An 18579-nucleotide genomic window follows, 5' to 3' on the forward strand; every position below is an offset into this window, starting at 1 on the left:
ATCAGTCCTCCCGGCCGGCCTTCGCCAGCTCGTCGTCCAGCTCGTGCACCTGCTCCGACTCGATGGCCGGCCGGTTGCCCCGGTGCACGTCCGCGTTGGGGCGGACCACCCACCAGAGCAGCGTGATCCAGAGCGCGCTGAGCAGGATCGCGCCCATGAAGTCGGTCGGGTGGTGCATGCCCCGGTACATCCGGGAGGTCGCCACGCCGACCGGCATGATCACGGCCATGGCCACGAAGAGCCAGCGCCACCAGCGGTCCGTACGTGGCAGCACGATGATCGCCATGGCGGTCCACAGGCAGATGGTCGCCGCGATGTGCCCGGACGGGAAGGACGAGGTGGGCATCTGCCCGTCCAGGTTCTCCACCGGCGGGCGGGGCCGCTCCACCACCCGGGCCGAGGCCAGGAAGAGGCTCAGCTCGCCGAACATCGCCAGCACCACGAAGAGCACCGGCCGCCACCGCTTCCAGACCGCCAGCACGATCGGGCAGAACACCAGCGAGATCAGCAGGATGGCGTGGGTGTCGCCGAACTTGCTCCACCACCAGCTCAGGTCGGTGAGCGCGTCGGTGCGCCGGTCGGCGAACCAGTGCGGCACCCTCGTGTCCAGGGTGTCGAAGACGGTGCCCTTGGCGTGGTAGCTGACGTACATGCCGAAGGCGTAGAGGGCGCCGAACACGATCACCCAGCCGACCAGCAGCTCGGCCACCGACGAGCGGGGGCGCTCCAGCACGTGCTCCTCGGCCGGGGCCGGGGTGATCTCCTTGCCCGCCTCGGGCTCCAGGCCCTCGGTCAGCGGCGGCACCGGCCGGCCGCGCTCGCGCCGCCACAGTCGGAAGGCGTACGCGGTGACGCCCAGCCAGGCCGCGCCGAGCAGCCAGCCGCCCAGTACGTCCGAGACGAAGTGCACGCCCAGCGCGATCCGGGTCAGCCCGATGAGGACGACCAGCAGACCGGCGACGGCGATGGCCGGCTTGCGCCAGCGCGGCGCCATGGCCGGCAGGAAGACCAGCAGCAGCGCCCCGTAGGCGACGAACGAACCGAGCGCGTGGCCGCTGGGGAAGCTGTTGCCGGGAGCGTGGGCCACCGGTACGTCCACCACCGGGCGCAGCCGGCCGACCAGCGCCTTGAGCGACGGGTCGAGGATCAACCCGCCCACCCCGGTGATGATCAGGTAGACGGCCAGCCGGGACTGGCGGCGGATCAGCAGGCCGACCACCGCGATGGTGACCAGCCAGATGAGCACCGGCCGCCCGCCCAGGTCGGTGACCGCCTGGAGCACGGTGACCACCGGATGGTGCGGCGCCACGAGCTGGTTGAACCACTCGGCCGCCTCGTGGTCCGCGTGGTAGAGCGGGCCCCAGTGGAACCGTACGAGCATGAGCAGCACGCCGAAACCGACTCCCGCGCCGGCCACGGCGAGCAGCCCTGCCAGGCTCCGCTCGGCGAAATGGCCGAGCGGGCGGCGCGTCGCCTCCTTGACCGCGGTCACCCCGCACCTCCCTCGTCTGCTGCGAGGCGCGCAGTACCCGATTCGCGCTCCCCGTACACGCCGGAGCGCCGGCGCGGCGTCAGAGGGCGGTCATGTCGCCGGTGTCGAGGAGCTCCTCGCGCTCGGCCTCCGGCTCCCAGAGGTCGGGCTGGGCGGGCTCCTCCACGCCGATCCGCATCGCCTCCAGCTGGGCGGCGAAGGCCAGCCCGCCGAAGAGCGCCATCCCGGTCAGGTTGGCCCAGATCAGCAGGGCCATCATCCCGGTCAGCGCGCCGTACGTCTGCCCGAACCCGCCGCTGTACTTAACGTAGGCGGCGAGCAGCAGGCTGGCCAGCCACCAGAGCGCGGTGGCGATGCCCGCGCCGAAGAAGAGCCACGACAGGCCGGGCTGGTTGCGCCGGGGGGCGTGCCGGAACAGCACCGCCACGGCGAGCACGGTCAGGCCGAGGCTGAGCGGCCAGCGGATCACGTCCCACGCCGCGTTGGCGAAGTCACCCCACTCGTAGTGCCGCCGTACCGACTCGCCCATGGCCCGGCCGCCGACGAGGATCAGGAACCCGGCCAGCGCGGGCACGCCGGCGACCAGCGCGAGGACCGCGGCACGCAGGTATTTGAAGAGGGCCGGGCGGTCCCGCTCGACGCCGTAGATCCGGTTCGCGCCCCGTTCGATCTGCGCCATGGTGGTGGCGAGGGCGATCAGGCCGGTCAGCAGGCCGAGGGTCAGTGCCAGCTCACCGGCCCGTTCGGTGCGCTCGGTGTCGGCCAGCAGCTCCTGCACCACCGACTCACTCTGGCCGGGGGTGATGGCCAGCACCGTGTCGGCGACCACCTTGCCGCCCTCGTCGGCGCCGAGGTCGGTGATCAGGCCGGTGAGCGCGATGAGGAACGGCACCACGGCCAGACAGAGCTGCAATGCGAAGGCCCGGGAGTGGCTGAAGCCGTCGCCGTAGCGGAACCGGATGAAGGCGTCCCGGAGCAGGCACCAGCCGCCGTGGCGGCGCAGGGTGTGCCAGGCGTCGTCGGCGGAGAGCTCCTCCTTCGCCATGAGCCGGGTCTCGGGGACCAGTTTGGTGCTACTCACGGCGCGCCTCCTCGACGAGCCGCTCGCCGCGCTCGGCGGCGGCCTCGGCGTCCACCGACAGGTCGGGGTGGCGCGCCGGCCGCGGCACGCAGAGCCATAGCGCCCCGGGCCGGATCTCGGCCTTCAGCGACCGTCCCGGCTCGATGAGGTCGCCGTCGAGCTGCCGGGGCTGGGCCCGGTTGCTGGTGATCTCGACCTTGCGGCCCCGGAGCACCTCCATCCGGGGCACGCTGCCGCGGCGTCGCAGCACCGCCCAGCCCATGGCCAGCCAGTGGCCCAGCGTCCGCGGGGTCAGCACGGCCACGTCGAGCCAGCCGTCGTCCGGCTCGGCGTCGGTGAGCAGGCGTACCCCGCCCTGGAGCCGGCCGACGTTGGCGACCAGGACCGAACGGGCCCGCCGGCGCAGCGGCGGCCCGCCGTCGATCCGGATGGAGACCCGCATGGGGCGGTCACGCAGGTGCTTGGCCGCCCCCACCACGTAGGCCGGCCAGCCGATCCGCTTCTTGGTCGTCTCCGAGGTGGAGTCGAGCATCTGCGCGTCGAAGCCCATCCCGGCCATCACGGCGAAGCACTGGTCGCCGACCGCGCCCACGTCGAGCCGGCGCACGCCCCGCTCGACGGCGACCTCCAGCCCGGCGGCGAGGTCGTTGGAGAGGCCGAGGTTGGCGGCGAGCAGGTTGCCGGTGCCCTGGGGCAGCACGGCCAGCGCCACGTCGGTGCCGGCCAGCGCGGTCACGCACGCCATCACGGTGCCGTCCCCGCCGCAGGCGAAGACCACCTCGGCGCCGGCCTCGACGGCCGCCTCGGTCTGACCCCGGCCGGGGTCCTCCGCCGTGGTCTCGTGCCAGGCCGGCGCGGGCCAGCCGGCGGCCGTGAGGGCGTTGTCGACGGTCCGGCGGAACCCGTCGAGATCGGTCACCTTGGTCGGGTTGACCACCACGGCCGAGCGCGGCGCGGGGTTGTCCGCGGTCAACGGGCGCTTCTCGTCTCCACCGTCCACGGCGCAAGTGTGCAGCAAGCGGCGCGACTCAGCGACTCGACACCGGTAGACGTTGCGAGGACCGCAAACAGGTTTGAACCGGCCGGCCCCGTGGCGGCGGCCGGCCGGGGCGCTCAGGCCGCGGCGCGCAGCGCGGCCTCGACCCGCCGGCGCAGGTCGTCGAGGTCGGCGCCGGCCTCGGTGAGCACCAGGGCGGCCAGCCCGTTGCCCTCCCGCAGCAGGCCGAGCAGGATGTGCTCGGTGCCGATGTGGTGGTGGCGCAGCCGCAGCGCCTCCCGCAGGGACAGCTCCAGCACCTTCTTGGCCCGGGGCGAGAACCGGCCGTTGTCGGGGCGGCGACCCCACCACCGGCGCGGGGCGGGTGCCGCCTCGCGCAGCGCGTCCGGGCCGAAGGACTCCTCGATCCGGGCGACGATCGCGGCGAGGTCGATGCCGATCTCGCGCAGCGCCGCCGCGTCCGCGGCGCCGAGGCCGTCGACCCCGTGCGCGGTGTGCCGGGCCACGGCGGCGCGCAGGTCCTCGGCCCGGATGCCGCCGGCCGAGAGCACCCGGACGGCCAGGTTGTCGCCGTCGGCGAGCACACCGAGCAGCAGGTGCTCGGTGCCGACCGGGCGCCGGCCCTCGGTGCGCGCCTCGTCGACCGCGTGGCGCACCACCGCGCGGGCCCGGTCGGTGAACCGTTCGAACATCACGCCTCCCAGCTTCCGCGGACCGCCGGTCGCCCGGCGTGCTTCTTGTGGACCGCCTGCCGGCTGACCTCGAGGGCGTCGGCGATCTCCTGCCAGGACCAGCCCTGCCGTCGGGCGTTGTCCACCTGGACCACCTCCAGCCGTTCGAGCAGCCGGCGCAGGGCGAGCACCGCCCGCAGCCCGACCTTCGGGTCGGTGCTGCCGGCCGCCGCCGCGAGTTCCGTCGCCTGACTCATGCTGTCAACTTTGGTTGACGGATGGCCGTTTGTCAACCCCGGTTGACAGCCCGACACGTCACCGCGACCTGCCGATCCACGACCCGGACCGGTGTTACGGTCCGCTGGTGTTCCGCCGCCGCCCGCTGGACCAGCCGGTCCAGGCCACCCGCCGGCTGACCGTCGGCCGGCTCACCCTTGAGGTCGCCGGGGGTAGCGTGGTCGGGCACCGCTACGCGGAGAACTTCGACGTGCTGCACGTCGACCCGGAGCTGCCGCTGGCCGCGGTCGCCGACGGCATGGGCGACGGCGAGGGCAGCCGGACCGCCGGCACCACCGCCATGACCACCTTCGTGGCGCAGGTCCGCGCCGGCTGGCCGGCCGTCGACGCCGCCCTGCTGCGCGCCGCCACGGCCGAGACCCAGCTCCGCGTACGCCGGGCCGGGGCGGCACTGGCCGGGCTGACCGGCTGCACGCTCACCGCCCTGGTCGCCGAGCCCGACGGCGGGCAGGGCTGGCTGGTGCAGCTCGGCGACTCGCGGGCGTACCGGCTGCGCGAAGGGCTGCTCGAACTGGTGACCGTCGACCACACCATGGCCTGGCTCGGCCTGCTGCACGGATGGTGGCCGGCCGACTCGCCGGAGGCCGCCCGGGCCCGCTACCAACTGCTGCGCTACGTCGGCCACCCGGACAAGCCCGAGCCGGACCTGCTCGCCGTGCCGCTGCGCAGCGGCGACACCTGGCTGCTCTGCACCGACGGGGTGAGTGACCAGCTCGGCTACCACCGGCTACGCGACCTGCTGTCGGCGCGCCGCGACCCGGCCCGCACCGCACAGGCCCTGCTCGCCGCCAGCCTCACCGAGGGCGGCGAGGACAACGCCACCGCCGTGGTCGTCCGCGTCCACCCGGCCCTGCCCAACCCCCGCTGATCCGCTCCCGTCGGTCCGAGTTCCGCCGACCGGGTCCCGGCGGGCACCCGCACGACTACCGTGGGTGAGGACAGCGCGGTCGGGAGGTGAGCCGGGATGCCCGCACCCACCCACGGCGCGGTGGTGGTCGGCGTGGGCAGCTCCGCCGAGGACCTCCAGGTGGTCCGGACGGCCGCCGCGGAGGCCGCCGCGCACGACCGGCCGCTGCACCTGCTGCACGCCTTCAACTGGGCGGCGGCCCTGGACTCGTTCTCGGTGAGCGGCCCGCGCACCGTCGCGGAGGAGCTGCTGGAGAAGGCCGGCCGGGAGGCCGCCGACGCCGCACCGGCGGTGGCGGTCACCGACGAGATCGTCGAGGGCGACCCGGTCGAGGCACTGGTGCGGGCGTCCGACTCGGCGTTCCTGCTGGCGATCGGCGACGGCGGCATGGCCGGCTGCCCGTCCTGCGTCAAGGCCGACACCCCGGCGGTGCAGCTCGCCGCCCGGGCCGGCTGCCCGGTGCTGGTCGCCCGGATCGAGCCGCCCCCGCAGGGGCCGCTGCTGGTCGGCTTCGACGGGTCGGAGAGCTCGCGCGCCACCCTGGCGTACGCCTTCGACTGCGCCGAGGGCCGCGAATCGCGGCTGCTCGCCATCCGGGTGACGGAGCCCGAGCACCACACCGACGGCGACGACGGCCTGCTCGACGAGGCCGTCGCGCGGTACGCCGCCCGGCATCCCCGGGTGGCCGTCGAGTGCCACACGATCCGCGGCGACCCCGGCGGCGTCCTGCTGGAACAGTCCCGCTCGGCACAGGTGGCGCTGGTCGGGGCGCGCGGCGACGAGCCGCTGCGGGGCATGCTGGGCGCGGTCAGCCAGACGCTGCTCTACCACTCGCCCGCCCCGGTCATCGTCGTCCGTGGACTCGACCCCGACGACGGGGACGAGTCATGACGCCCGCCCGGCCCGGGACCTACGGCCCTGCTCCGCGAGCCGGCCGAGGGACGAGGCTGGACGTGCCGGGGGCGGCGGATCCGCCCCCGGGTGGCAGAAGACCCCGAGCCGCGAGAGGCTAACGCAGCATGGACACCGCGCTGGACCTGCACAGCCCACTGACCGAGGACGAGCTGCGCCGGCTCGACGCCTACTGGCGGGCGGCGAACTACCTCACCGTCGGGCAGATCTACCTGCTCGACAACCCGCTGCTACGTGAGCCGCTGAAGCCCGAGCACATCAAGCCGAGGTTGCTGGGGCACTGGGGCACCAGCCCCGGCCTCAACCTCCTCTACGCCCACCTCAACCGGGTCATCGTCGACCGCGACCTGTCCGCCATCTTCGTCACCGGCCCGGGCCACGGCGGCCCCGCCCTGGTGGCCAACACGTGGCTGGAGGGCACCTACAGCGAGCTCTACCACCACATCCCCCGCGACGAGACCGGCATGCAGCGGCTCTTCCGCCAGTTCTCCTTCCCCGGCGGCATCCCCAGCCACGTGGCGCCGGAGGTGCCGGGTTCGATCCACGAGGGCGGCGAGCTGGGGTACGCGCTGAGCCACGCGTACGGCGCCGCGTTCGACAACCCGGACCTGCTGGTCGCCTGCGTGATCGGTGACGGCGAGGCGGAGACCGGGCCGCTGGCCGGGAGCTGGCTGTCCAACGTCTTCCTCAACCCGGCCCGGGACGGTGCGGTGCTGCCGATCCTGCACCTCAACGGCTACAAGATCGCCAACCCGACGGTGCTCGACCGGATCCCCGCCGAGGACCTGCTCGACCAGATGCGCGGCTTCGGCTACCAGCCGTACGTCGTCGAGGGCGACGACCCGGCCCGGGTGCACCAGACCCTCGCCGCCACGCTGGACCGGGTGGTCGACGAGATCGCCGGGATCCAGCGCCGGGCCCGCTCCGGCGGCGAGGTCGAGCGCCCCCGCTGGCCCATGATCGTCCTGCGAACGCCGAAGGGCTGGACCGGGCCGGACGACGTCGACGGCAAGCAGGTCGAGGGCACCTTCCGCGCCCACCAGGTGCCGATCGACGGGGTCCGCGACAACCCGGCGCACCTGGCCGAGCTGGAGCGGTGGCTGCGCAGCTACCGGCCGGAGGAGCTGTTCGACGCCACCGGCGCGCCGGTGGCCGACCTGGCCGGCCTGCCGCCGAGGGGTGACCGGCGGATGAGCGCCAACCCGGTGGCCAACGGCGGCCGGCTGCTGCGCGAGCTGGAGCTGCCCGACTTCCGTGACTACGCCGTCGACGTCAAGGAGCCCGGCACGCCGATGGCCGGCGCCACGGGCGCACTGGGCCCCTGGATCCGGGACGTCATCACCCGCAACCCGGAGACCTTCCGCCTGTTCGGCCCGGACGAGGTCGCCTCGAACCGGCTGGGCGCCGTCTTCGAGGTCACCGACCGGGCGTTCGTCGGCCGGCGGCTCCCCGGCGACGACCACCTCTCCCCCGACGGCCGGGTCATGGAGGTGCTCTCGGAGCACCTGTGCCAGGGCTGGCTGGAGGGCTACCTGCTGACCGGCCGGCACGGCGTCTTCACCAGCTACGAGGCGTTCATCCACATCGTCGACTCGATGGTCAACCAGCACGCCAAGTGGCTCAAGGTCACCCGGCAGATCCCGTGGCGGGAGCCGGTGGCTTCGCTGAACTACCTGCTCTCCAGCCATGTCTGGCGGCAGGACCACAACGGCTTCTCGCACCAGGACCCGGGCTTCATCGACCACGTGGTCAACAAGAAGGCCGAGGTGGTCCGGGTCTACCTGCCGCCGGACGGCAACACGCTGCTCTCCACCATGGACCACTGCCTGCGCAGCCGGCACTACATCAACGTGGTGGTGGCCGGGAAGCAGCCGGCCCCCAACTGGCTGACTATGGACGAGGCCATCCAGCACACCCGCCGCGGCCTGGGCATCTGGGACTGGGCCAGCACCGACGACGGCAACGAGCCGGACGTGGTGCTCGCCTGCGCCGGCGACGTGCCGACCCTGGAGACGCTCGCGGCGGCCGACCTGCTCCGCCAGCACCTGCCCGACCTCAGGGTCCGGCTGGTCAACGTGGTCGACCTGATGCGCCTGCAGCCGCCGTCGGAGCACCCGCACGGCCTGCCGGACAGCGAATTCGACACCATCTTCACCCGCGACAAGCCGGTCATCTTCGCCTACCACGGCTACCCGTGGCTGATCCACCGGCTCACCTACCGCCGGACCAACCACGACAACCTCCACGTGCGCGGCTACAAGGAGGAGGGCACCACCACCACGCCGTTCGACATGGTGATGCTCAACGATCTCGACCGCTTCCACCTGGTCATCGACGTCATCGACCGGCTGCCCGGGCTGCGCTCGCGCGCCGCCCACCTGCGGCAGGAGATGGTGGACCTCCGGCAGTCCTGCCGCGACTACACCCGGCAGCACGGCGAGGACGACCCGCGGGTCGCCGAGTGGCGCTGGATCCGGGAGACCGACCCCTCCCTGCGGAGCGGGGCATGAACGGCGACGAGATCCTGGTCGGCTACGACGGCTCCGCCGACGCGACGGTGGCCCTGAACTGGGCGCTGGACGAGGCGGGCCGCTCGGGCCGGCCGGTCCGGCTGGCGTACGTCTTCGAATGGCTGACGGTGGCCGGCTGGATCGGTCCCGGGGTGGCCCCCGGGGTCTGGCCCGACGAGACCGCCCGCCGGCAGGTCGAGGACCTGGTCCGCCGGGCGGCGGCGGACGCCGCGGACGATCGGCCGGGGCTCACCGTGCACGGCGAGGTCTTCGACGGGCCACCCGCCCTGGTCCTCCAGGAGCGGTCCGTCGAGGCGGGCATGCTGGTGCTGGGCAGCCGGGGCCACGGCGGTTTCGCCGGGCTGCTCACCGGCTCCACCGCCGTCTCGGTGACCGCCCACGCGCACTGCCCGGTGATCGTGGTCCGGGACGGCCGGCCGGTCACGTCCGGGCCGGTGGTCGTCGGCACGGACGGTTCGCCCTCCTCGGTGCAGGCCCTCGGCTTCGCGGTCGAGCGCGCCGCGCAGCGGGACGTGCCGGTGCGGGCGCTGCGGGTGTGGGAGCCGCCCGGCGCGCGAGGGGCGCCGTCGGGCTTCGACCCGGAGGAGGCCAACGCCACCGAGCGGGCGGCCGCCGAGGCGGACCTGGCCACCTGGCGGGAGACCTTCCCGGACGTGCCGGTCGAGGTGGTGGCGAGCCCGGGCAACGCGGCCGCGCTGCTGGTCGAGGAGAGCCGGTCGGCCCAGCTCGTGGTCGTGGGCAGCCGGGGCCGGGGCGGGCTGCGGGGGATGCTGCTCGGCTCGGTCAGCCAGCAGCTCATCCACCACGCCCAGTGCCCGGTGGCGGTGGTCCGCGAACGCTGATTCCGCCCGACGGCAGGATCGGTGGGTCAGCGGGTGTCGGGGTGGTCGTCGGCGGTACTGAGTGAGAAGTAGTCCTCCTCCTCCTGCGCGAGGTGCAGCCGGAGCACGGCGTCCAGGCCGTAGAGCGCGGCGAGCAGGTCGGGCACCTCGTCGGGGCGCAGCGGGCCGTCCGGCTGGGCCGCCAGGTGACCGCCGATCCGGTCCACCAGCCGGCTGATCTCCACGTGCGCCCGGCTCATGGTGGAGGTGGCCTCCTCGCTGCCCAGCGGGTCGGCCAGCGCCGGGTAGAGCTGCCGTTCCTCGGCCGCCTCGTGCGGCAGCACCTCGTCGACCAGCCGGCGGTGCACCTGCCGCAGCGCCGGCACGCACTCCGGTGCGCCGGGGCGGGTGGCCACCAGGTCGGCGGTGTCCCGCAGCCGGGCCAGCACGTCGCGGACGCCGCCGTGCTGGCCGGCGTACCGGTCGAGGAGTTCGCGGGTGTGCGGGGGCACGTCGCGGCGGCGCAGCCCGCCACCGAGGGCGCGCAGCGCGTTGAGGATCACCAGCACGTCGATGCCCTCCTGGAGGAAGGCGCCGGCGACCGGGGGCAGCCCGCCGGCGGCGGCCACCACCATGGCCACCACGGCCAGCGCCATCCCGACGGTGGCGCTCTGCACCGCGATCCGGCGGGCGTACCGGGCGATCTCGACCGCGTCGGCGAGCCGGTCCAGCCGGTCCACGGTGAGCACCGCGTCGGCCACGTCGGCGGAAGCGGTCGCGCCGGTGGCGCCCATGGCCATCCCGACGTGCGCCGCGGCCAGCGCCGGGGCGTCGTTCACGCCGTCGCCGACCATCACGGTCACCGCCCGGCCGGACTCCGCCTTCACCCGGGCGACCTTCTCCGCCGGCGAGCACTGCGCGATCACGTCGTCCACGCCGACGGTCTGCGCGACCTGGTGCGCGGTGCGCGGCCGGTCGCCGGTCACCATGACGAGCCGGTCCAGCCCGGCCTCGCGCAGCCGCCGGACGGTACGCCGGGCGTCCGGCCGGACCGGGTCCTCCAGGAGGATCGCGCCCAGCGGACCGTGCTCGTCGCTGACCCAGACGGTGGAGCGCCCGGCCAGCTCGGCCCGCTCGCGGATGCGGTGCGCCCACTCGGGGGGTTCGCCGGCGAGCTGGCCAACCCGGACCAGCCGGCCGTCGACCCGGCCGGTCACCCCGCGTCCCGGCTCCTCGGTGACCCCGGTCGGCTCGGCCAGCGGCAGCCCCTGCTCGCGGGCCTGCCGGACCAGGGCGGCGGCCAGCACGTGCGGCGAGAGCTGCTCGACGGAGGCGGCCAGCCGCAGCAGCTCGTCCCGGTCACCGCCGGGCGCGACCACCGTCTCGGCGGCGCGGGGACGGCCCGCCGTGAGCGTGCCGGTCTTGTCCAGCAGGAGGGTACGCGCGCGGCCGAGCAGTTCCAGCGATCCGCCGTCGCGGACCAGCACGCCCCGGCGGGCCACCCGGGACAGCCCGGACACGATGGCGATCGGGGTGGCCAGCAGCAGCGGGCACGGGGTGGCCACCACGAGCACCGCCACCGCCCGCAGGAACTGGCCGGAGAGCGCCCACGCCAGCCCGGCCAGCAGCAGGGTGAACGGCACGAACGCGGCCGCGTACCGGTCGGCGAGCCGCACCATGGGGGCCCGGTGCGCGGTGGCCTCCTCGGCGAGGCGGACGATCCCCGCGTACGTGCTCTCCGCGGCGCTCTTCCCGGCCCGCAGGCCGAAGCCGGCGCCGGCGTTGACCACGCCGCTGGCGACCTGCTCGCCGGCGGCCCGGGTGACCAGCTGCGACTCGCCGGTGACCACCGACTCGTCCAGCGTGGCGGGCTCCTCGACCGTCCCGTCCACCGGCACGACGTCCCCGGGTCCGACCACCAGCCGGTCGCCCACCGCGACCCGGTCCAGCGGCACCACCTCGATCCGGCCGTCCGGGGTGCGCCGCCGGGCCTGCCGCGGCGCCCGTTCCAGCAGCGCCCGCAGGTCGCGGCTGGCCCGGCGCTGGGCGTACTCCTCCAGCGCCCGCCCGGTGGCGACCATCACGGCGATGACGGCGCCGGCCAGGTACTCGCCGACCAGCAGCGCGCCGGCCAGGGCCAGCACGGCGATCACGTCCACCCCGAACTGCCGCCGCCAGAGCTGCCGCAGCGTGGTCCAGAGGGCCGGCCCCAGCGCCACCAGGGTCACCGCCGCCCAGACCAGGTCGGCCGCGCCGCGCCGCCCGGCGAACCACAGCCCGGCGCCGGCCAGCACGGCCAGGGTGAGCAGGATCAGCGGGGCCCACTCCCGCCGGTCCACCGCGCGTCGCCGCACCGGCCGTTCCGGTACGCACTCGCGCGGTTCCGTCCCCACGTGCGGATCGTCCCAGCGCCGGGGCGGACCGGGTAGGGCAAACGTGGGTAATCCGACGGGTCGAAGGGCCCGTGGACGCGGGACGGGGGGCGCGTGCGGCCGTCGCGGACATGGCCGAGGATGGAGCGGGGCAACCCCACGCGGACGACCCGGGCGTGGGGCACGATGGGGAGAGACAGGAAGGTCGTGACGATGAGCCACGAGACGCCGGCTTCGGACCGCCCGCTGACCACCGCGCTCGCGGAGGCCGCCGGAATGGCCGGCCACGCTCCCTCGGTGCACAACACGCAGCCGTGGCACTGGACGGTGTTGCCCGACACGCTGGAGCTGCGCGTGGTCCGGGAGCGGCACCTCAGCGCCCTGGACCCGGAGGGCCGGCTGCTGGTGGTGAGCTGCGGCGCCGCGCTGCACCACGCACGGGTGGCGCTGGCCGCCGAGGGCTGGACGCCGGTGGTGGAGCGCGTGCCCGACCCCGGCCAGCCCGACCTGGTCGCCCGGCTGACCGGGTTCAAGCCCACCGGCGCCGACCCGGACGCCATGCGCACCGTGCAGTGCATGCAGGTCCGCCACACCGACCGCCGGCCGGTCAGCGACGAGCCGATCCCGACCGCGGTGCTCAGCGAGATCGACCAGGCGGCCGCCCGGGAGGGCGCCAACCTCCAGGTGCTGGACAACGACCAGAAGATCGAGCTGGCCGCCGCCGCCCAGCAGGCGGCGGCCGTCGAGAAGGGCAGCCCGGACCTCCAGGAGGAGCTGGCGTACTGGACCAGCCGGGCCGCCACCGGCACCGGGCTGCCGCCGGAGGTGCTGCCGGAGCGGGCGCCCCAGACCACCGTGCCGGCCCGTGACTTCGGCCCCGGCACCCTGCCGGTGGGCGAGGGCCACGACCGGGCCGCCGTCTACGGGATCCTCTGGGGCACCGAGGACGAGACCGACAGCTGGCTGCGCGCCGGGGAGGCGCTCTCCGCCGCCTGGCTCACCGCCACCCGGCACGGCGTGTCCCTGGTGCCGCTCTCGGGCGTGGTGGAGGTCGAGAGCACCCGCCAGACGCTCCGGCAGATGCTGTCCGGCCTCGGCTACCCGTACATCTCGATGCGCCTCGGCCTGGCCGACCCGACGCACGCCGGCCCCCCGCACACCCCGCGGCTGGACGTCGCGCAGACCGTCGACACCTCGGCGGTACGCGACGAGCTCTCCTGACGGATCTCGGCCCAGCGGCCACCGGGCGATAGCATCGCCCGGTGGCCAGCGCACCGAATCCACGCAACGAGAACGTCACCCCCTCGCTGGGGCTGACCCCGCTGTCCCGGGTGCGGCTCGACGAGCTGCTCCAGGAGATGCTGGACCGGGTCGGCGAGGTGGTCACCAACCGGGAGCGGCTGCGCGCCCTGCTCGACGCGGTCGTCGGCATCGGCTCCGACCTCGACCTGCGCAGCACCCTCCAGCGCATCGTGGCGTCGGCCTGCGAGCTGGTCGGCGCCCGCTACGGCGCGCTCGGGGTGATCGGCGCCGACCGGCTGCTGCACGACTTCATCGTCCACGGCATCAGCGACGAGCTGCACGCCCAGATCGGTGAGCTGCCGCACGGGCGGGGCGTGCTCGGCCTGCTCATCGACGACCCCCGCCCGCTGCGCATGCCGGACATCACCCGGCACCCCCGGTCCTACGGCTTCCCGCCGAACCACCCGCCGATGCACAGCTTCCTCGGCGTCCCGGTGCGCATCCGCGACCACGTGTTCGGCAACCTCTACCTCGCCGAGAAGCAGGGCGCCGCCGAGTTCACCGAGGACGACGAGGAGATCGTGGTCGCGCTCGCCGCGGCGGCCGGCGTGGCGATCGAGAACGCGCGCCTGTACGCCCTGGCGCACCGGCGGGAACGCTGGCTGGCCGCGACCGCCGAGATCACCTCGGTGCTGCTCGGCGAGGTCCGCCGCACCGACGCGCTGACCCTGGTCGCCCGGCGCGCCCGGGAGGTCGCCGACGCCGAACTGGCCCTCGTCCTGCTCTACGACGAGGACGAGCGCCAGTTCACCGTCGAGGTGGTCGACGGCGCCGACGGCAGCGCCGCCCGGAAACTGGTCGGCGCCGTGCTGCCGGCCGGCGAGACCACGTTCGCCGGCTCGGTCACCGACCGCCGCCACGAGCTGCTGGAGAACCTCGCCGAGGCGGCGCCCTGGCCGCACCCGGTCGTCGCCGGGCCGGCGATCGTGTCTCCCCTCGCCGCGGCGGACACGCTCCACGGCGTGCTGGTCATCGCGCACCGGCCCGACCGCGGTCCCGGCGCCGAGGACGACGTGGCCCTGCTCGGCAGCTTCGCCGGCCAGGCCGCGCTGGCCATGGAGCGGGCCCGGGGGCAGGAGGAACGGGAGCTGCTGGTGGTCCTGGAGGACCGCGAGCGGATCGCCCGCGACCTGCACGACGTGGTGATCCAGCGGCTCTTCGCCACCGGCCTGCAGCTGCAGAGCGGCGCCATGAACGCCCGCCCCGAGGCGGCCAAGCGGATCAACCAGGCGGTCGACGACCTGGACGCCACCATCCGCGACATCCGCCGCACGATCTTCGAGCTGCGCACGCCGATGAGCGCGGCGCTGCGCACCGAGATCCGCGAGGCGATCGAGGCGGCCGCCGAGTCGCTGGGCTACCGCCCCGACCTGGACCTGGTCGGCCCCATCGACAGCGCCGTGCCGGACCAGCTCCGCCCCGAACTCACCGCCGTGCTCCGCGAGGCGCTCTCCAACGCGGTACGCCACGCGCAGGCCGACCGGGTGTCGGTGCGGGTGCAGGTCGACGCCGGTTGGGTGAGCGTCACGGTCACCGACGACGGCGTGGGCTGCGACCCCGAGGCGGCCCGCAGCGGCCTCGTGAACCTGCGCGAGCGGGCCGAACGGCTGGGCGGCGACTTCCAGCTCGACCGGGTGGCGCCGCACGGCACCGAGCTGCGCTGGAGCGTCCCGCTGCGGGACTGACCGGGCGGGACGCCGGGGCTCAGTGGCTCTTGCCGAGCAGCCGGGTGGCCAGCACCGCGGCCTGCGTACGCCGTTCCAGGCCGAGCTTGGCCAGCACGCTGGAAACGTAGTTCTTCACCGTCTTCTCGGCGAGGAACATCTTGCCGGCGATCTCCCGGTTGGTGAGCCCCTCGGCCACGTACTCCAGGATCCGCCGCTCCTGCTCGGTGAGGGACTTCAGCTCGCGCGGTTGTTCGACGCCGCTGCGGATCCGCTCCAGCACCCGCGTGGTGATCGCCGGGTCGAGCAGGGACTGCCCGGCGGCCACCCGGCGGACCGCGTCGACCAGGTCGGTGCCGCGGATCTGCTTGAGCACGTAGCCGGCGGCGCCGGCCATGATCGCCGCGAAGAGCGCCTCGTCGTCCTCGTACGAGGTCAGGATCAAGCCCTTGATCGACGAGTCCACGGCGCGGACGTCCCGGCAGACGTCGATGCCGTTGCCGTCGGGCAGCCGGGCGTCGAGGATCGCCACGTCGGGGCGGAGCGCCGGGATGCGGCGGGCCGCCTCCTGCGCGGAGCCGGACTCGCCGACCACCTCGATGTCGCCGCTGCTCTGCAGCAGGTCGGCAAGGCCACGACGGACGACCTCGTGGTCGTCGAGCAGGAACACCCGGATCATCCGTCCTTTCTACCCTCCGGCCCGGCGGTCCCGCACGGGCCGAAGGTCCCGACCGCCACGCGCCGCGCCGGGCAGACGGACCCGCCCAGGTGGGGACCTCCGGCCCTGCTCACCGCCCCACCCGGTGACGGACGGTGGGAACGGACCGGCCGGCAGGGCGGCCCGCACGGAGGGAGCAACGCCATGACCACGGGCTACACCGTCGAACAGCTGCGGGCCGCCGCCGCGGACGCGGTGCGCGCGCCGTCGCTGCACAACAGCCAGCCGTGGCGGTTCCGCCTCGTCGACGGCGGGATCGAACTCGCCGTCGACCCGCGGCGCCGGCTCCCGGCCACCGATCCGAGCGGCTGGGGCGCCCGGACCTCCTGCGGGGCGGCCCTGTTCAACCTGCGGCTGGCCCTCGCCGTGGCGGGCACGCCGGCCACGGTCCGGCTCCGCCCGTACCCGGGCGACCCGGACGTGGTGGCCCGGCTCGTCCCTGACGTGCCACGCCGGCCCACCCCGACCGAGCAGAGCCTGTACGGCGCGATCGCCCGCCGGTTCAGCAACCGGGCGCCCTTCTGGCCCGACCCGGTCCCCGCCGACGCGCGCTGGCGCCTCGGCGAGGCCGCCCGGGCCGAGCAGTGCTGGCTGGAGCTGGTCATCGGCACCACGGCGGTCAACGCCTTCGCCGAGATCGCCCGCAGCGCACACCGGGTGCTGGAGCGCGACCCCGCGTACGTCACCGAACGGACCCGGTGGATCCGCTCCGAGCCGTCCCCGGACGGGGTGCCGACCGCGGCGGGCGGGCCGCAGAGCGAACCGCAGGACCTGCTGCCGCAGCGCGGCTTCGGCGGCCGCAACCGCGCACCCGGCCGCGACTTCGAACCGGAACCGCTCGTCGCCGTGCTCGGCTCGAGCGGCAACACCACGACCGACCAGATCGTCGCCGGGGAGGCCCTGCAACGGGTGCTGCTCACCGCCACCGACGCCGGCCTGGCCGTGTCGATGCTCTCCCAGCCGATCGAGGTGCCCGCCGCGCGGGAGGCGCTGCGGCTGTCCCTGGGCCGGTTCGGCACCCCGCAGATGGTGATGCGGATCGGCTTCGGCCAGCCGGGGCGCACCACGCCGCGCCGCCCGATCGACGACGTGCTCGACCTGCCCGTGGTGCGCTGACGGCCGGCGTCGAGTCGTGGCCGCGCCGGTGGTCAGGCCGGTAGGGCGGCCAGGAGGGCCGCCTCGCGGTCCGGGGCCAGGCCGACCGGCGCCCGTGCCGGCCGTCCCGCCCGGGCCGGCACCTGGCCGACCTCCCGCAGCCAGCGCCAGGTGTCCGCCACCGTCTCGGCCACCGGCCGGCAGGCCAGGCCCGCGGCGTGCGCCCGCTCGACGTCCCGCTCCTGCAACCAGCGGTACTCGTGCCCGAGCGGGACCCAGATCGGCAGGTCGTTCCACGGCTCGACGCCCGCCGCCAGGAGCGCGTCCGGGTCCGTCCAGCGGAGGGTCGCGTCCGCGCCGGTCACCGCCACGGCCGCGTCGAGCAGCTCGCCCATCGTGGCGTGCCCGGTCCGGCTGACCACGTTGTACGCCCCGCCGACGCCCTCGCTCCCCCGGTCCAGCAGCCAGATCGCCAGATCCCGCGCGTCGACGTACTGCACCGGCAGGTCGCGCGGGCCGGGAGCGAGCACTTCCCCGCCCCGGGCGATGCGGTGCAGCCACCAGGGCAGCCGCCCGATGTCCTCGCCCGGCCCGAGGATCAGCCCGGCCCGCACCAGCAGCGCCCGGTCGCCGAACACCTCCACGGCGGCCCGCTCCCCGCCCGCCTTGTTCTGTGGGTACTCCCCGTCGTCCGCATCCGCCTCGGCCGCGAAGACCGGCGCGTCCTCGTCCGTGCCCAGCCCGACGGGCGGGGCGTAGACCGAGCCGCTGGAGACGTAGACGTAGTGCGGCACGGCGCCGGCCAGTGCGCGCGCCGCGTCCCGGACCGCCCGGGGCGCACCGTCCCAGGTGTCCACCACGAGGTCCCACTCGCCGCCGGCCAGCGCCGCGAGCCCGTCCGGCGCGGTGCGGTCACCCCGCAACCGGTGTACGCCCTCGGGCGCGGTGCCGTGCAGCCCCCGGTTGAACACCGTCACGCGCCAGCCGCGGCGTGCCGCCTCGGTCACCACGGCCCCACCGACGAATCCCGTACCACCCAGCATCAGCACTCTCATGGGTCCCACCCTGCCCGCCGCCACCGCTCCGGTGAACGATGTTCACGGTGAGCGGATCTGCCACGGGCAGAACCCGTGCGCATCAGCGCGCGGCGTGGGTTGCTCAACCACCGCGCCTTTGCTCTGCAGCCCTCCACGCAACACCGGGTCTCGGGGTGTTGCTTCCGTGGCTGCAGAGAGGCCACGCCGATCCGTTCACGTCATCAAGTTCGTAGCCGCCCGCACACCCGGCCCCGGGTCTGGGGCGAGTGTCCGGTTCATGCGCTGCCTCACAGGCTGAGTGGAACGCTGTGTGTGCCTCCGGGGCCCGGATACCTCCATAACGTTCGACCGGCCGTCGTGGTCTGGGCGGGGTGTCCGTTTCGCGGGGTGGCCGGCGGCACGCTGTCGGCGGAATGGCCGGTGGGCGGGGGTCGTTATACCCGGTGCACGACCGAGGACCACGGCCCCGCCCGGCGGGGTGGTCGGGCTCGGAATGATGCCGGCCCGCCGGTCGTTGTGCATGGTCCCGGCGCGACGAAGAGGCCCCGCCCCGCGCGCCGGATGACCCCCTTGAAGACTTTCCCCCCTTTTTTGAGCGCCTGACGTGGTGCTTGCGCACAGGCCGACCCCCATCGGCGTGCGCGCCAACCCCCGAGGAGCTTTCTCATGAACACGATGCTGC

General features: G+C 74.7%; 15 protein-coding genes. 7 read left to right on the forward strand and 8 right to left on the reverse strand.

Annotated elements, in window-relative coordinates; translation table 11 throughout:
- Position 1 precedes the first annotated feature (1 nt).
- The 5 genes from ABZW14_RS22230 to ABZW14_RS22250 all read right to left on the reverse strand — a co-directional run bounded on the left by ABZW14_RS22230 (position 2) and on the right by ABZW14_RS22250 (position 4498).
- Positions 2–1492, reverse strand: coding sequence for a phosphatase PAP2 family protein (locus tag ABZW14_RS22230; protein WP_355349560.1), 1491 nt, complete (start codon positions 1490–1492; stop codon positions 2–4).
- Positions 1493–1571: 79 nt separating this feature from the next.
- Entirely contained in the window at positions 1572–2573 is a 1002-nt protein-coding gene (locus tag ABZW14_RS22235) for a YihY/virulence factor BrkB family protein (RefSeq protein WP_355349563.1), read from the reverse strand.
- Positions 2566–3573 carry a diacylglycerol kinase family protein gene (locus ABZW14_RS22240; protein ID WP_355349566.1) on the reverse strand — a complete coding sequence of 336 codons (1008 nt, stop codon included), beginning with the start codon at positions 3571–3573 and terminating at the stop codon, positions 2566–2568. The genes ABZW14_RS22235 and ABZW14_RS22240 overlap by 8 nt, the downstream gene beginning before the upstream one ends.
- A 113-nt stretch (positions 3574–3686) precedes the next feature.
- Positions 3687–4262, reverse strand: coding sequence for a Clp protease N-terminal domain-containing protein (locus tag ABZW14_RS22245; protein WP_355349569.1), 576 nt, complete (start codon positions 4260–4262; stop codon positions 3687–3689).
- Entirely contained in the window at positions 4262–4498 is a 237-nt protein-coding gene (locus ABZW14_RS22250; RefSeq protein ID WP_089010418.1) for an HTH domain-containing protein, read from the reverse strand. The genes ABZW14_RS22245 and ABZW14_RS22250 overlap by 1 nt, the downstream gene beginning before the upstream one ends.
- 107 nt (positions 4499–4605) lie before the next feature.
- Here ABZW14_RS22250 and ABZW14_RS22255 point away from each other — a divergent pair, with 107 nt between their 5' ends.
- The 4 genes from ABZW14_RS22255 to ABZW14_RS22270 all read left to right on the forward strand — a co-directional run bounded on the left by ABZW14_RS22255 (position 4606) and on the right by ABZW14_RS22270 (position 9730).
- The gene (locus tag ABZW14_RS22255) at positions 4606–5406 is read left to right on the forward strand and encodes a PP2C family serine/threonine-protein phosphatase (RefSeq protein WP_355349572.1); all 801 of its coding nucleotides are present in this window, start codon (positions 4606–4608) and stop codon (positions 5404–5406) included.
- Between the two features lie 96 nt (positions 5407–5502).
- A complete protein-coding gene (locus tag ABZW14_RS22260) occupies positions 5503–6336 on the forward strand; it encodes a universal stress protein (protein ID WP_355349575.1) in 834 nt (277 codons plus the stop codon).
- A 128-nt stretch (positions 6337–6464) separates the two neighbouring features.
- Positions 6465–8867, forward strand: coding sequence for a phosphoketolase family protein (locus ABZW14_RS22265; RefSeq protein ID WP_355349578.1), 2403 nt, complete (start codon positions 6465–6467; stop codon positions 8865–8867).
- Complete coding sequence (locus ABZW14_RS22270) at positions 8864–9730, forward strand: universal stress protein (protein ID WP_355349581.1); 867 nt, start codon at positions 8864–8866, stop codon at positions 9728–9730. Before ABZW14_RS22265 ends, ABZW14_RS22270 begins: the two co-directional genes overlap by 4 nt.
- Before the next feature lie 26 nt (positions 9731–9756).
- Here the strand turns inward: ABZW14_RS22270 and ABZW14_RS22275 are convergent, their stop codons facing one another.
- On the reverse strand, positions 9757–12102 hold the full coding sequence (locus tag ABZW14_RS22275; RefSeq protein WP_355349584.1) for a heavy metal translocating P-type ATPase: 2346 nt from the start codon (positions 12100–12102) through the stop codon (positions 9757–9759).
- 192 nt (positions 12103–12294) lie between these two features.
- Here ABZW14_RS22275 and ABZW14_RS22280 point away from each other — a divergent pair, with 192 nt between their 5' ends.
- Both ABZW14_RS22280 and ABZW14_RS22285 read left to right on the forward strand, forming a co-directional pair.
- Entirely contained in the window at positions 12295–13302 is a 1008-nt protein-coding gene (locus ABZW14_RS22280; protein ID WP_355349587.1) for a nitroreductase, read from the forward strand.
- 92 nt (positions 13303–13394) lie between these two features.
- Positions 13395–15068: a GAF domain-containing sensor histidine kinase gene (locus ABZW14_RS22285; RefSeq protein WP_355349620.1), complete on the forward strand. Its 1674-nt coding sequence runs from the start codon at positions 13395–13397 to the stop codon at positions 15066–15068.
- 19 nt (positions 15069–15087) lie between these two features.
- Here ABZW14_RS22285 and ABZW14_RS22290 read toward each other — a convergent pair whose 3' ends face one another.
- Positions 15088–15726: a response regulator transcription factor gene (locus tag ABZW14_RS22290; protein ID WP_355349590.1), complete on the reverse strand. Its 639-nt coding sequence runs from the start codon at positions 15724–15726 to the stop codon at positions 15088–15090.
- Positions 15727–15909: 183 nt separating this feature from the next.
- On the opposite strand from ABZW14_RS22290, the gene ABZW14_RS22295 reads away from it, so the two are divergent.
- On the forward strand, positions 15910–16881 hold the full coding sequence (locus tag ABZW14_RS22295; RefSeq protein WP_355349593.1) for a nitroreductase: 972 nt from the start codon (positions 15910–15912) through the stop codon (positions 16879–16881).
- A 32-nt stretch (positions 16882–16913) separates the two neighbouring features.
- On the opposite strand, the gene ABZW14_RS22300 is transcribed toward ABZW14_RS22295, so the two are convergent.
- Positions 16914–17915 carry an NAD-dependent epimerase/dehydratase family protein gene (locus ABZW14_RS22300; protein WP_355349596.1) on the reverse strand — a complete coding sequence of 334 codons (1002 nt, stop codon included), beginning with the start codon at positions 17913–17915 and terminating at the stop codon, positions 16914–16916.
- Positions 17916–18579: the final 664 nt, after the last annotated feature.

Origin of the sequence: Micromonospora sp. NPDC004551 (genome assembly GCF_040609975.1) — a bacterium.
Taxonomy (GTDB): domain Bacteria; phylum Actinomycetota; class Actinomycetes; order Mycobacteriales; family Micromonosporaceae; genus Micromonospora.